The 14,298-nt window shown below is 56.5% G+C and carries 10 protein-coding genes; 7 read left to right on the top strand and 3 right to left on the bottom strand.

Annotated features, from left to right (window positions below; genetic code table 11):
- Positions 1-140 precede the first annotated feature (140 nt).
- The gene (gene ygjG / locus PU683_RS06570) at positions 141-1,520 is read left to right on the top strand and encodes a putrescine aminotransferase (protein ID WP_277170735.1); all 1,380 of its coding nucleotides are present in this window, start codon (positions 141-143) and stop codon (positions 1,518-1,520) included.
- Positions 1,521-1,897: 377 nt separating this feature from the next.
- Positions 1,898-3,919 (top strand): oxidoreductase, encoded by a 2,022-nt coding sequence (locus PU683_RS06565; protein ID WP_277170734.1) that lies wholly within the window; start codon positions 1,898-1,900, stop codon positions 3,917-3,919.
- A 108-nt stretch (positions 3,920-4,027) separates the two neighbouring features.
- On the opposite strand, the gene rlmG is transcribed toward PU683_RS06565, so the two are convergent.
- The gene (rlmG, locus tag PU683_RS06560; RefSeq protein WP_277170733.1) at positions 4,028-5,158 is read right to left on the bottom strand and encodes a 23S rRNA (guanine(1835)-N(2))-methyltransferase RlmG; all 1,131 of its coding nucleotides are present in this window, start codon (positions 5,156-5,158) and stop codon (positions 4,028-4,030) included.
- Positions 5,159-5,228: 70 nt separating this feature from the next.
- On the opposite strand from rlmG, the gene PU683_RS06555 reads away from it, so the two are divergent.
- The 4 genes from PU683_RS06555 to sstT all read left to right on the top strand — a co-directional run bounded on the left by PU683_RS06555 (position 5,229) and on the right by sstT (position 9,493).
- Entirely contained in the window at positions 5,229-5,720 is a 492-nt protein-coding gene (locus PU683_RS06555; RefSeq protein WP_277170732.1) for a M48 metallopeptidase family protein, read from the top strand.
- Positions 5,721-5,802: 82 nt separating this feature from the next.
- The gene (locus PU683_RS06550) at positions 5,803-6,801 is read left to right on the top strand and encodes a Gfo/Idh/MocA family protein (RefSeq protein ID WP_277170731.1); all 999 of its coding nucleotides are present in this window, start codon (positions 5,803-5,805) and stop codon (positions 6,799-6,801) included.
- Between the two features lie 240 nt (positions 6,802-7,041).
- The gene (locus tag PU683_RS06545) at positions 7,042-8,007 is read left to right on the top strand and encodes a TerC family protein (protein WP_277170730.1); all 966 of its coding nucleotides are present in this window, start codon (positions 7,042-7,044) and stop codon (positions 8,005-8,007) included.
- A 241-nt stretch (positions 8,008-8,248) separates the two neighbouring features.
- Positions 8,249-9,493: a serine/threonine transporter SstT gene (gene sstT / locus PU683_RS06540; RefSeq protein ID WP_277170729.1), complete on the top strand. Its 1,245-nt coding sequence runs from the start codon at positions 8,249-8,251 to the stop codon at positions 9,491-9,493.
- 72 nt (positions 9,494-9,565) lie between these two features.
- Here sstT and PU683_RS06535 read toward each other — a convergent pair whose 3' ends face one another.
- Complete coding sequence (locus PU683_RS06535; RefSeq protein WP_277170728.1) at positions 9,566-11,053, bottom strand: UxaA family hydrolase; 1,488 nt, start codon at positions 11,051-11,053, stop codon at positions 9,566-9,568.
- Between the two features lie 17 nt (positions 11,054-11,070).
- Positions 11,071-12,483, bottom strand: a complete 1,413-nt coding sequence (gene uxaC / locus PU683_RS06530; protein WP_277170727.1) for a glucuronate isomerase — start codon at positions 12,481-12,483, stop codon at positions 11,071-11,073.
- A 467-nt stretch (positions 12,484-12,950) separates the two neighbouring features.
- On the opposite strand from uxaC, the gene PU683_RS06525 reads away from it, so the two are divergent.
- On the top strand, positions 12,951-14,252 hold the full coding sequence (locus PU683_RS06525) for an MFS transporter (protein ID WP_277170726.1): 1,302 nt from the start codon (positions 12,951-12,953) through the stop codon (positions 14,250-14,252).
- Positions 14,253-14,298 lie beyond the last annotated feature (46 nt).

The following is a 14,298-nucleotide window of genomic DNA, read 5'->3' as shown; positions in this document are numbered from 1 at the left end:
GGCCGGTCGGCATGATTAAATCTTGTACGATTCAGATTTCACCTGGCGTTTATCCCGATTTCACTGCCCGCCGCCGAAGTGGCGTAATCCCTGCAATACTTTAATCAGTATCATGTGATACGCGACTCCTGGAGCTTATTTTGAACAGGTTACCTTCCAGCGCATCCGCCTTAGCGTGCAGCGCTCACGCCCTGAATCTCATCGAGAAGCGAACGCTTGATCATGAGGAGATGAAAGCTTTAAACCGAGAGGTAGTGGATTACTTTAAAGAGCATGTTAACCCGGGGTTTTTAGAGTATCGCAAATCTGTAACTGCCGGCGGGGATTACGGAGCCGTAGAGTGGCAAGCAGGCAGTCTGAATACGCTTGTCGACACCCAGGGAGTGGAGTTTTTAGATTGCCTGGGTGGATTTGGTATTTTCAATGTGGGGCACCGTAATCCAGTTGTCGTTTCCGCCGTACAGAACCAACTCGCCAAACAACCTCTGCATAGCCAGGAGCTTCTTGACCCGCTACGGGCGATGCTGGCAAAAACGCTGGCAGCGCTTGCGCCTGGCAAACTTAAATACAGCTTCTTTAGTAACAGCGGCACGGAGTCCGTGGAAGCGGCGCTGAAACTGGCGAAGGCGTATCAATCTCCGCGTGGGAAATTCTCTTTTATCGCCACCAGCGGCGCGTTCCATGGCAAATCGCTTGGCTCGCTCTCGGCGACGGCGAAGTCGACCTTCCGTAAACCCTTTATGCCGCTGCTGCCGGGCTTCCACCATGTGCCGTTTGGCGATATCGACGCCATGCGTACTGCGCTGAGCGAAGGGCTGAAGACCGGGGATGAAGTTGCGGCGGTGATACTTGAGCCGATTCAGGGTGAAGGGGGCGTGATCCTCCCTCCGCCGGGTTATCTGCCTGCGGTACGTAAGCTGTGCGATGAGTTTGGCGCGCTGCTTATTTTCGACGAAGTGCAAACTGGTATGGGGCGCACCGGCAGGATGTTCGCCTGCGAGCATGAAAACGTTCAACCGGACATCATGTGTTTAGCCAAAGCCCTTGGCGGCGGCGTGATGCCAATTGGCGCGACCATTGCTACCGAAGAGGTCTTTTCGGTGCTGTTTGATAACCCCTTCCTGCACACCACCACCTTTGGCGGTAATCCACTGGCCTGCGCGGCGGCGCTGGCAACCATCAATGTGCTGCTGGAAGAGAACCTGCCGGCGCAGGCAGAGCAGAAAGGGGACATGTTGCTGGATGGCTTCCGTGCGCTGGCGCGTGACTATCCCGATCTGGTACAGGATGTACGCGGGCGCGGCATGTTGATGGCGCTTGAGTTTGTGGATAACGAAACGGGTTACAACTTTGCCAGCGAGATGTTCCGTCAGCGCGTGCTGGTGGCCGGCACGCTCAATAATGCGAAAACCATTCGTATTGAGCCGCCGCTCACGCTCACCGTGGAGCAGTGCGAGCAGGTGCTGCACGCCGCAGGCGAGGCGCTGGCGGCGCTGCGCGTTTCGGTGGAGCCGGTGTAACTCCCTGCCCGATGGCGCTTCGCTTATCGGGCCTGCAATTTACTCTCCCCCGCAGACCAGATAAGGCGCAGCCGCCATCCGGTATTTTTGTCCGATGGCGCTTCGCTTACCGGGCCTGCAATTTGCTCTCCCCCGCAGACCAGATAAGGCGCAGCCGCCATCCGGCATTTTTGTCCAATGGCGCTTCGCTTACCGGGCCTGAAATTTGCTCTCCCCCGTAGGCCGGATAAGGCGCAGCCGCCATCCGGCATTTTCTCTGTCTGCGCTTTTTTGAATCCCATCACAATCATTTACTGCCGCTTTTCCCTTCTGTTGTCGCGGCGGCTACAGTAGAACTCATCCGACCACATAACAATAATTTTACATTGGAAGAGAGCATGAGCCACTACCCGTCGCTGTTCGCCCCGCTAGATCTGGGTTTTACCCAGCTTAAAAACCGTGTGCTGATGGGATCGATGCACACCGGTCTGGAGGAGCGCCCGGACGGCGCAGAGCGGCTGGCGGCCTTCTATGCCGAGCGCGCCCGTCACGGCGTGGCGTTAATTGTTACGGGCGGCATCTCCCCCGCCCCCTCCGGCGTGACAATGGAGGGCGCCGCAGTGCTGAACGATGTCAGCCAGCTGCCGCACCATCGGCACATTACCGAAGCAGTGCATCTGGAGGGTGGGAAGATCGCGCTACAGATCCTCCATACCGGGCGCTACAGTTTTCAGCCTAACCTGGTCGCCCCCTCCGCTATTCAGGCTCCCATCAACCGCTTCAAACCTCATGAACTGAGCCATGATGAAATTCTTAGCCTGATTGAGGATTTCGCCCGCTGCGCGCACCTGGCACAGCAGGCCGGTTACGACGGTGTCGAGGTGATGGGCTCTGAAGGCTATCTGATTAACCAGTTTCTCGCCGCGCGCACCAACCAGCGGGAAGATGAATGGGGCGGTGATTATGCTCGCCGGATGCGTTTTCCCCTTGAGGTAGTGCGGGCGATCCGTGAGCGGGTTGGGGAGCACTTCATCCTGATTTATCGCCTGTCGATGCTCGATCTGGTGGAGGGCGGCGGCACGCTGGATGAGACCATTGCGCTGGCGCAGGCCGTTGAAGCTGCAGGTGCTACGCTTATCAATACAGGGATTGGCTGGCATGAAGCGCGCATCCCGACCATCGCCACGCCGGTACCGCGCGGAGCGTTTAGCTGGGTGACGCGCAAGCTGAAAGGCAAAGTAAACGTCCCGCTGATCACCACTAACCGGATTAACGATCCACAGGTAGCCGAAGCGATCCTCGCGCGCGGCGATGCGGATATGGTGTCGATGGCGCGGCCGTTTCTCGCCGATGCAGAGCTATTAAGCAAAGCGCAGAGCGGCCGCGAAGAGGAGATTAACACCTGCATTGGCTGTAACCAGGCGTGTCTGGATCAGATCTTTTACGGCAAAGTGACCTCCTGCCTGGTCAACCCGCGTGCGTGCCACGAAACGCTGATGCCGATCTCCCCGGCAGAGCAGAAGAAAAACCTCGCGGTGGTTGGCGCAGGCCCGGCCGGTCTGGCCTTTGCGGTGAACGCCGCCGCGCGCGGCCACAGTGTGACACTGTTTGATGCACAGGCAGAGATCGGCGGGCAGTTTAACGTCGCGAAACAGATCCCCGGTAAAGAGGAGTTTTACGAAACTCTGCGTTACTACCGCCGGATGCTCGACAAAACCGCCGTCGCGCTCTGCCTGAACCAACGTGTCGATCCCGGCATGCTGACGCTGTTTGATGAGGTGATCCTCGCCTGCGGCATCGAGCCGCGGATGCCGCTGATCGACGGCATCGATCATCCAAAAGTGCTGAACTATCTCGACGTGCTGCGCGATAAAGCGCCGGTCGGCGAGCGCGTGGCGATCGTCGGCTGCGGCGGCATTGGCTTTGATACCGCAGTCTATTTAAGCCAGCCGGGGGAATCGACCAGCCAGAATATCGCTGAATTCTGCGTGGAGTGGGGAATTGATACCAGTCTGAATGAGGTCGGCGGCCTGCGCCCGGAAGGGCCGCAACTGCCGAAAAGCCCGCGACAGATTGTGATGCTGCAACGCAAGGCCAGCAAGCCGGGCGAAGGACTCGGGAAAACCACCGGCTGGATCCACCGCGCCACGCTGCTGTCGCGCGGCGTGAAGATGATCCCGGCTGTGAGCTACCAGAAGATTGACGATGAGGGTTTACATATTCTGGTCGGCGGCGAACCTCAAGTGCTGGCAGTGGATAATGTGGTGATCTGCGCCGGTCAGGAGCCGCGACGCGAGCTGGCCGAACCGCTTCGCGAAGCGGGTAAACCGGTGCATTTGATTGGCGGCTGCGATGTGGCGATGGAGCTGGATGCCCGCCGGGCGATAGCGCAGGGCACCCAACTGGCGTTAACCATTTAAAAAAAATGCCTGATGGCGCTGCGCTTGCCAGGCCTACGGGGTTTGAGACGTTGTTGGCCGGATAAGGCGTGAGCCGCCATCCGGCAAAGCGCCTGATGGCGCGTTCGGTTAGCGCTTCTTGCGCACTTTGACCGATTTGAGGATCACGAACTTATTGTTGGTCACCACGGTTTCGCAGTTACCGAACACGCGTTTGAGCTTGCGGAAATAGTCGAGATGGCGATTGCCGACAATGCGTAATTCACCGCCATATTTCAGGCAGCGGCGCGCATCGTTAAACATCTGCCAGGCGATGTGATCGGTGATGGCGCTCTGCTGATGGAAAGGCGGGTTACAGAGCACCGCAGTAAAGCGATCCGGCTCAATGCCAGAGAGCGCGTTATTGATCATAAACTCGCAGCGCTCCATATCCTCTGGCAGGTTGCTCTCCACATTCAGACGTGAAGAGGCGACCGCCATTGCCGACTCATCAACAAACAGCACCTGCGCCTGCGGGTTATTCGCCAGCAGCTGCATGCCAATCACGCCATTACCGCAGCCGAGATCCACTATCTCGCCCTCCACGTTTTCCGGTAGATATTGCAGGAAAAAGCGTGCGCCGATATCCAGCCCGCTGCGGGAAAAAACATTCGCGTGGTTGTGGATGGTCCAGGGGGTGCCATCAAGCTTCCAGCTTGCCAGCAGCGGCGTTTCGACAGGCGCGGGGGCGCTAAAAGTGCAGTTAATCAAGCGTGCTTTGCGCCATGCCAGTGTTGTAGTGGTTGGGCCGAGGATCTTTTCAAACAGCGCGATTGTCGAATTATGAATATCGCGGGTTTTTGCACCGGCGATAATCCGCGTTTGTGGCGTAACCACGTCGCGCAGGGCGCGCAGCTGCTGCTCAAGCAGCGCCAGCTGTTTTGGTATTTTGATCAGCACTAATGCCGGGTCGGCCGGCAGCGGGCTGAGGCAATCCTGAAACGTGACCGCCGCTTCATCCAGATCGTTAATGCGCAGGTTATGCTGCGTTGCCAGCTCGGCAATAAAGGAGTCATTAATCGACACCGGATGGTGGGCCGCCAGCGCGCAGGCCAGCGCGCCGAAGCTGTCGTTGAAGATCAGAACCGGGCCATCGACCGCATCCACCTGTTGCAGGAGATATTCATCCGCTGCATCCCACGCCTGTAGCGACGCCTCTTCCACGCCGACAGGGAATCTGTCTAAAGTGAATGACTGTCCGTTTAACTCAACCTGGCTCATCGACCCTCCGCAATGCTAAAATTCGCGCGTTTTATCGCTCAATTACCGAAGGATGTAAACATATTTCACCATGAAGACCCTTACCTATCTTCAGGGATATCCTGAATCCCTGCTGGCGCAGGTGCATACGCTGATTGAGCAGAACCGTCTGGGCGAGGTGCTGGCAAAACGCTACCCCGACAGCCACGGTGTCACCACCGATAAAGCGCTCTATCACTATACGCAAGAGATGAAAAACCAGTTTCTGCGTAACGCCGCGCCGCTGAACAAAGTGATGTATGACAGCAAAATTCATGTGCTTAATAATGCCCTTGGCCTGCACACCGCCATTTCCCGCGTACAGGGCGGTAAGCTGAAAGCGAAAGCGGAGATTCGCGTCGCCACCGTTTTCCGCGATGCGCCGGAAGCCTTTCTGCGCATGATTGTGGTACACGAACTGGCGCACCTGCGCGAGAAAGAGCACAACAAAGCCTTTTACCAGCTCTGCTGTCATATGGAGCCGCAGTATCACCAGCTTGAGTTTGATACCAGGCTGTGGTTGACCCATCTCACCTTGCGCTAAGCGTGCGCGCCAGCGCACTGGTTTTGTCATGTTGACGTGATAGAGTGACAGCGCAACCCTTTAACGGAGAAGTAGCGCCTTTATGATACGTTTCGCTGTCATAGGGACGAACTGGATCACGCGCCAGTTTGTCGATGCCGCCCATGAAACGGGCAAATACAGACTCACCGCCGTCTATTCCCGCAGCCTTGAACAGGCGCAAACCTTCGCCACCGACTACCCTGTCGAGCATCTCTTTACCTCACTTGAGGAGATGGCGCAGAGCGATGCGATTGACGCGGTCTATATTGCCAGCCCCAACGCCTTGCACTTTCCGCAGACGCAGCTGTTTCTCAGCCATAAAAAGCATGTGATCTGCGAAAAACCACTGGCCTCAAACCTGCGTGAAGTGGAAGCCGCCATCGCCTGCGCCCGTGAAAATCAGGTGGTGCTGTTTGAAGCCTTCAAAACCGCCAGCCTGCCAAACTTCCTGGTGCTGAAACAGTCGCTGGCGAAAGCGGGCAAGTTACGTAAAGCATTTATTAACTACTGCCAGTACTCATCGCGCTACCAGCGTTTCCTCGACGGCGAAAACCCCAACACCTTCAACCCCGCGTTCTCTAACGGGTCGATTATGGATATCGGGTTTTACTGCCTCGCCTCGGCGGTGGCGCTGTGGGGCGAGCCGCACAGCGTGCAGGCTTCGGCGAGCCTGCTCTCAAGCGGCGTCGATGCGCATGGCGTGGTGGTAATGAATTACGGCGATTTCAGCGTCACGCTGCAGCACTCGAAGGTGAGCGATTCGGTGCTGGCGAGTGAGATTCAGGGTGAAGCGGGCTCACTGGTCATTGAAAAGATTTCCGAGTGCCAGAAACTCTCCTTCATACCGCGCGGCGGCAAAGCGCAGGAGCTAACGCAGCCACAGCATATCAATACTATGCTGTATGAAGCCGAGACGTTCGCGCGGCTGGTGGAGGAGAATGAGGTGAACCATCCAGGCCTTGCGGTCAGCCGGATTACGGCAAAACTGCAAACCGAGATCCGCCGCCAGACTGGCGTCATCTTTCCGGCAGATGAAGTCGACGCACAGCTCCCTGCGTAAAGCTGCGTAAGGAGCGATCGCAATTCATTGACGCGATCAATATGTTGACATATTTTGTTACCTGCAAAGGGGAGTAACTTCTTCGCCGGTGGATCGTCATTACGGTGCGTAAAGCATCCGGTCGCCGGGCGTCGTCATTGACGTAAGTGAGACCTTGCCGGAAGGCGAAATCCCCCTGCACCTGGCAAGCGGCTAACGTCTTCTGACGTTGGCCGTTTTTGTTTGGGTGAGGATCCGGGAATGAATAGTGTTGGCACACCGATGTTATGGGGCGGTTTCGCCGTTGTCGTGGTGATTATGCTGGCGATCGACCTTCTGCTTCAGGGACGTCGTGGTGCGCACACGATGACAATGAAGCAGGCGGCCGTTTGGTCAGTGGTGTGGGTTAGCCTGTCGCTGCTGTTTAATGCCGCCTTCTGGTGGTATCTGACGCAGACCGAAGGGCGCGCGGTAGCGGATACGCAGGCGCTGGCGTTTTTAACCGGTTATTTGATTGAAAAAGCGCTGGCGGTAGATAACGTCTTTGTCTGGCTGATGCTGTTTAGCTACTTTGCCGTCCCTGCGGCATTGCAACGCCGGGTGCTGATCTATGGCGTACTCGGGGCGATCGTGCTGCGTACCATCATGATCTTCGCCGGTAGCTGGCTGATCACCCAATTCTCATGGCTGCTCTACGTGTTTGGTGCCTTCCTGCTCTTTACCGGCGTGAAGATGGCGCTGGCGAAAGAGGATGAGAAGGGCATTGGCGACAAACCGCTGGTACGCTGGCTGCGCAGCCACCTGCGCATGACCGACAGCATCGAAAATGAGCACTTTTTTGTGCGCAAAAACGGTCTGCTGTATGCCACGCCGCTACTGCTGGTGCTGATTCTGGTGGAGCTGAGCGATGTGATTTTCGCCGTCGACAGCATTCCGGCGATCTTCGCCGTCACTACCGATCCCTTTATCGTCCTGACCTCTAACCTGTTTGCCATTCTGGGGCTGCGCGCGATGTACTTCCTGCTGGCGGGCGTGGCGGAGCGCTTCTCGATGCTCAAATATGGTCTGTCGGTGATTCTGGTGTTTATCGGTATCAAGATGCTGATCGTCGATTTCTTCCATATCCCGATCGCCATCTCACTTGGCGTGGTAGGCGGCATTCTGGTGCTGACGCTGCTGATTAATACCTGGGTTAACTACCAGAACGACAAGAAAAACCGCGCGTAAGCCGTAAATCGCCGCTCTGCCACCCCGGCGAGCGGCGATTCCTCGCGCCCTGTCGCCTTTGTCACAAAACGCTAACATCGATAATAAAAAAGCCGCGCCAGCGTGTAAAAGTACACTTCCCGCACTTCCCTGTTGCCGCAGAGTTCATATACTCCTTTTAGCAAACAATTGTTACATCCTGACAAAGCTCTGTTTAAAAGAGCAGCGGGGTGTGATCTCACAACATGAAAGGAAAAAGGGCATGACAACGCACCGCTCGTCAGGGTTGCTGCAACGTTTCGTTGATGGCAGCCTGGTGAAACAGATTCTTCTCGGCCTCGTTCTGGGGATTTTACTGGCGTGGATCTCAACGCCCGCCGCTATCGCCACCGGTATACTCGGTACGCTGTTTGTGAGCGCCTTAAAAGCTGTTGCACCGGTGCTGGTATTGATGCTGGTGATGGCGTCTATTGCCGGGCACCAGCAGGGCCAGCGCACACATCTTCGCCCGGTGCTGTTTCTTTATCTTCTCGGCACCTTCTCTGCCGCCCTTACCGCCGTACTGGTCAGTTTTCTCTTCCCTTCCACGCTTCAGCTTGCGCCCGGCGCCAGCGACATTGCCCCCCCTTCCGGTATTGTCGAGGTTCTGCGCGGCTTGCTGACCAGCATGATCGCCAACCCGGTGACAGCAATTATGGAAGCAAACTATATCGGCATCCTGGTGTGGGCCGTCGGGCTGGGTTATGCCCTGCGTCACAGCAGTGAAACGACGAAAAAGATGGTGCAGGATATGTCAGGCGCCGTCACCTTTATGGTGCGGATCGTGATTCGTTTTGCGCCGCTTGGCATTTTCGGTCTCGTCTCCTCGACGCTGGCTACTTCCGGTTTTGGCGCGCTGCTGGGCTATGCGCAACTGCTGGTGGTGCTGGTGGGCTGCATGGCGTTTGTCGCGCTGGTGATCAACCCATTGCTGGTCTACTGGAAGATCCGCCGCAACCCCTACCCGCTGGTCTTTACCTGCCTGCGCGAAAGTGGCGTAACCGCCTTTTTCACCCGCAGTTCAGCGGCCAATATCCCGGTCAATATGACGCTGTGTGAGAAGCTCAATCTCGATCGCGACACCTACTCAGTCTCTATTCCGCTGGGGGCGACCATTAATATGGCGGGCGCGGCGATCACCATTACCGTGCTGGCGCTGGCGGCGGTACATACATTAGGGATTACCGTCGATCTGCCAACGGCGCTGCTGCTGAGTGTGGTCGCGTCGCTGTGTGCCTGCGGCGCATCCGGGGTGGCGGGCGGCTCACTGCTGCTGATCCCGCTGGCCTGCAACATGTTTGGTATCTCCAACGATGTCGCGATGCAGGTGGTAGCGGTCGGTTTTATTATCGGCGTGTTGCAGGACTCCTGCGAAACCGCGCTCAACTCCTCAACCGATGTGCTGTTTACCGCGGCGGTGTGCCAGGCGGAAGATGCGCGTCTGGTGAAGAACGCATTACGTAACTAACCGGCGGACAGGCGATAAAAAAAGCGGCGCTCTCAGGGTAGCGCCGCTTTGCTTAGTGCACCTCAGTGCGATTTATAAAGTTACACCACTTTTGAAGATGGCTAACTCACGGAAATCATTTTTCTCATTGCAGGTCTGTTTGCCGTTGGCGATCTCTACAATCACATCAACAAACTCCTCCAGAAGCTGCGGCATTGCTTTGCCGTGGATCAACTGACCTGCATCAAAATCGATCCAGTGTTTCTTTTTCGCGGCCAGCTCACTGTTGGTGGCGATTTTCACCGTCGGCACAAAACCGCCATAAGGCGTCCCGCGACCGGTGCTGAAGAGCACCATATGGCAGCCAGCACCGGCTAATGCGCTGGTTGCGACCGCATCGTTACCGGGCGCGCTCAGCAGATTGAGGCCGGGGGTTTGCAGGCGCTCACCGTAGCGCAGCACATCAACCACCTGGCTGGCCCCCGCTTTCTGCGTACAGCCCAGCGACTTCTCCTCAAGCGTGGTGATACCGCCCGCTTTGTTGCCCGGCGACGGGTTCTCATAGATCGGCTGATTGTGAGCAATAAAGTACTGTTTGAAGTCATTAACCATGGTCACTGTCTTCTCAAAGGTACTTTCGTCGCGACAGTGGCTCATCAGAATACGCTCAGCGCCAAACATCTCCGGCACTTCGGTCAGCACCGTGGTGCCCCCATTGCCAATCACATAATCCGAGAAACGGCCGAGCATGGGGTTTGCGGTAATACCGGAAAGCCCGTCAGAGCCACCGCACTCCAGACCAAACTTCAGCTCGCTCAGCTTACCCGGCTCGCGTTTATCGTTACGCATGGCCTCATAGAGCGCATGCAGATGCAAAAGCCCCGCTTCCACTTCGTCGTCCTGGTGTTGGCAGACCATAAAGTGGACGCGCTCAGCATCAAATTCGCCCAGCGTCTGGCGGAAAGCGTCAACCTGGTTGTTTTCACACCCGAGGCCAATCACCAGCACCGCGCCCGCATTCGGATGGCGCACCATGTTTTGCAGCATGGTGCGCGTGTTGATGTGGTCATCGCCCAGTTGTGAACAGCCGTAGGTATGGCTGAAGAGGTAAACGCCGTCGATACCTTCGGCATCATGGGTCTCTTTCAGGAAACGGGTCTGGATCTGACGGGCGATGCCATTGACGCAGCCGACTGTCGGCAGGATCCACAACTCATTACGGATCCCCACGTCCCCATTCGCCCGGCGGTAGATCTGCACGTCACGATCGCCCGCCTGGCTGCCCTCAGCCTGGAAATCAGGTTGATAGCTATACTCGTCCAGATCGCTGAGGTTCGTTCGCGCATTGTGGGAATGGATATACTCGCCCGACGCGATATCTGACGTCGCATGACCAATCGGCAGACCATATTTGACAATATTTTCGCCCTGCCTGATGGTGTGCAGCGCAAACTTATGCCCGCGCGTCACCGCCTGGCGTAGCTGTACTGTCTGGTTGTCGATAATGACTTCCGCGCCTTCAGCAAGATCGGCCAGCGCTACTGCGACGTTATCCAGCGAATGGATCTTGATGTATTGCATATCAACCTCAAACGGCCCTAGTTCAGTTCAATCGCGAAGTAATCACGCGCATTGTTAAAGCAGATGTTTTTCACCATTTCACCCAGCAGCTGAATATCAGCCGGGGCTTCGCCCGCCTCCACCCAGCGGCCAATCATCTGGCAGAGGATGCGGCGGAAATATTCATGACGGGTATAAGAGAGGAAGCTGCGGCTGTCGGTCAGCATGCCGACAAAGCGGCTCAGCAGACCAAGCTGCGCAAGCTGCGTCATCTGACGCTCCATGCCATCTTTCTGATCGTTAAACCACCAGCCGGAGCCGAACTGCATTTTGCCCGGCATCCCTTCGCCCTGGAAGTTACCGATCATGGTGCCCAGCACTTCGTTATCGCGCGGGTTCAGGCAGTAAAGAATGGTTTTCGGCAGCAGGTTATCTTCATTCTGCTTGCTCAGCAGTCTGGATAACTCTTCCGCCAGCGGACGGTCGTTGATGGAGTCGAAGCCGACATCCGGGCCGAGCAGTTTGAACTGACGCTGGTTGTTATTACGCAGCGCGCCGATATGGTACTGCTGCACCCATTCGCGACGGGCATATTCCGCGCCGAGCCATACCAGCACCGCGGTCTTAAACTGCGCCACCTCTTTTTCACTCAGCGTTTCACCCGCCAGGCGACGCGCCAGAATGGCGTCGAGCTCTGATTCAGATGCTTCGGCAAACAGCACCACGTCCAGCGCGTGGTCAGAGACTTTACAGCCGTGCGCGGCAAAGTGATCGAGGCGTTTCGTCAGCGCCGTTTGCAGGTCGGTAAAGCGGCGGATCTCGGTATCAGAGACTTCACCCAGTTTCGCCATGTAGTCGTTAAAGGTCGCCTGTTCGATATTAAAGGCCTTATCCGGACGCCAGCTCGGCAGCACTTTGGTGCCAAAAGAGGTCTCTTTAGCGATTGCCGCGTGGTGCTCCAGTGAATCGATCGGATCATCGGTGGTGCCGACCATTTTGACGTTCATCTGCTGCATGATGCCGCGCGCGGAGAAGCTATCCTGCGCCAGCAGTGCGTTACCGCGCTCCCAGATCTCGTCAGCCGTAGAGGGTGACAGCAACTTACCTGTAATACCAAACGGGCGGCGCAGCTCAAGATGCGTCCAGTGGTATAACGGGTTGCCGATAGTGTGCGGAACGGTCGCCGCCCAGGCATCAAACTTCTCACGATCGGACGCATCGCCGGTACAGAGACGCTCCGGTACGCCATTGGTACGCATCGCACGCCACTTGTAGTGGTCGCCTTTCAGCCAGATGTCATACAAGTTTTTGAAACGGTAATCTTCCGCAATCTGCTGCGGCGGCAGGTGGCAGTGGTAGTCAAAAATCGGCTGGTCTTTGGCGTAGTCGTGGTACAGACGGCGGGCAAATTCGGTATCCAGCAGGAAATCTTCGGTCATAAACGGGGTCATTATCGTCTTCCTCTCAACGAGTGCGTCTGATGTCTACCTTAATGCTGTCAAAGTTATCACACCAATTTCTATAGACCGAAGGTATTTTCGTGAGTTGGATCAATAAAAGCAGACAAAAACTGACACATCAATTCGTTAAACCGCCCGCCAGGCCGCGCCAAATCTGGCTCTCCACGCCTAAGCTAAAGACCACACAAAGAAAAACGCTTTTGTGATATCACTCACCTTTTCAAGTTGTATGACAAGTTATCTTGCTGCCGTCGAATTGATAACCCGACGGAATGCATTCCCGATAAGACGTTAATCGGAATTAACGGTACGGACGCCGACTTACAAACAGAACGTTTACTGATGGCAGGCTTGGGCCGTAGCGGAACCTCTTTTCCGGTTACGCCCTCCCGTTTCCACCCTCCGATGCGAGTGAAGGGTGTCCGCGCAAGCGGTAATAACATAACGATGAGGTTTACATGCGTAAAATCAAAGGATTACGTTGGTATATGATAGCGCTGGTGACGGTCGGCACCGTGCTTGGCTACCTGACACGTAACACCATAGCGGCAGCCGCTCCCACGTTAATGGAAGAGTTGCACATTTCGACTCAGCAATATTCGTATATCATCGCGGCTTACTCTGCGGCCTATACCGTCATGCAGCCGGTTGCAGGATACGTCCTCGACGTTCTGGGCACCAAAATTGGTTATGCCTTCTTCGCAATTACCTGGGCTATCTTCTGCGGCGCGACCGCACTGGCAGGCAGCTGGGGCGGTCTGGCACTGGCACGCGGCGCCGTGGGTGCCGCTGAAGCGGCCATGATTCCGGCGGGGCTGAAAGCGGCCTCTGAATGGTTCCCGGCAAAAGAGCGCTCCATCGCCGTCGGCTACTTCAACGTCGGTTCGTCAATTGGCGCGATGATTGCGCCGCCGCTGGTGGTATGGGCAATCGTCATGCACAGCTGGGAGATGGCATTCATTATCTCCGGCGTTCTGAGCTTTGTCTGGGCGATGGCCTGGCTCATCTTCTATAAGCACCCGCGCGAACAGAAAAAATTGAGCGAAGAAGAGCGTGAATACATCATTGGTGGCCAGGAAGCACAGCACCAGACCAACAACGGTAAGAAAATGTCGGTTCGCCAGATCCTTGGTACCCGTCAGTTCTGGGGTATCGCGCTGCCGCGTTTTCTGGCTGAGCCAGCCTGGGGGACCTTTAACGCCTGGATCCCGCTGTTCATGTTCAAAGTGTATGGCTTTAACCTGAAAGAGATTGCGATGTTCGCCTGGATGCCGATGCTCTTCGCGGATCTGGGTTGCATCGTGGGCGGTTACCTGCCGCCGCTGTTCCAGCGCATCTTCGGCGTGAACCTGATTGTATCGCGTAAAATGGTGGTTACTATGGGCGCGCTGCTGATGATTGGCCCAGGCATGATCGGTCTTTTCACCAGCCCCTATGTAGCAATTGGCCTGCTCTGTATCGGCGGCTTTGCGCACCAGTCTCTCTCCGGCGCATTGATTACGCTCTCTTCCGACGTATTTGGTCGTAACGAAGTGGCGACAGCCAACGGCCTGACCGGGATGGCGGCATGGATGGCAAGCACCATGTTCGCGCTGGTGGTTGGCGCGCTGGCGGATACCATCGGCTTTAGCCCGCTCTTCGCAGTGCTGGCGCTGTTTGACCTGCTGGGCGCAGTGCTGATCTGGACGGTGCTGAAAAACAAATCTGCCGAAGAGGTAGCAAAAGAGCAGGCTCTCGGCTCGCCCGCCGCACAAAGTTAGCCCCGCTTTTTAACACTCTTCAAAGCCGCCTGAGGGCGGCTTTTTC

The organism is Candidatus Kosakonia sp. 282A-S69 (genome assembly GCF_029433855.1).
GTDB classification, from domain to species: domain Bacteria; phylum Pseudomonadota; class Gammaproteobacteria; order Enterobacterales; family Enterobacteriaceae; genus Kosakonia; species Kosakonia cowanii_A.
This window is presented reverse-complemented; position numbering and strand designations above follow the sequence as displayed.

Coding starts and splice junctions, on each gene's coding strand:
- PU683_RS06565 (WP_277170734.1), top strand. CDS start 1,898: ATGAGCCACTACCCGTCGCTGTTCGCCCCGCTAGATCTGGGTTTTACC.
- PU683_RS06535 (WP_277170728.1), bottom strand. CDS start 11,053: ATGCAATACATCAAGATCCATTCGCTGGATAACGTCGCAGTAGCGCTG.
- PU683_RS06550 (WP_277170731.1), top strand. CDS start 5,803: ATGATACGTTTCGCTGTCATAGGGACGAACTGGATCACGCGCCAGTTT.
- rlmG (WP_277170733.1), bottom strand. CDS start 5,158: ATGAGCCAGGTTGAGTTAAACGGACAGTCATTCACTTTAGACAGATTC.
- sstT (WP_277170729.1), top strand. CDS start 8,249: ATGACAACGCACCGCTCGTCAGGGTTGCTGCAACGTTTCGTTGATGGC.
- PU683_RS06545 (WP_277170730.1), top strand. CDS start 7,042: ATGAATAGTGTTGGCACACCGATGTTATGGGGCGGTTTCGCCGTTGTC.
- PU683_RS06525 (WP_277170726.1), top strand. CDS start 12,951: ATGCGTAAAATCAAAGGATTACGTTGGTATATGATAGCGCTGGTGACG.
- PU683_RS06555 (WP_277170732.1), top strand. CDS start 5,229: ATGAAGACCCTTACCTATCTTCAGGGATATCCTGAATCCCTGCTGGCG.
- uxaC (WP_277170727.1), bottom strand. CDS start 12,483: ATGACCCCGTTTATGACCGAAGATTTCCTGCTGGATACCGAATTTGCC.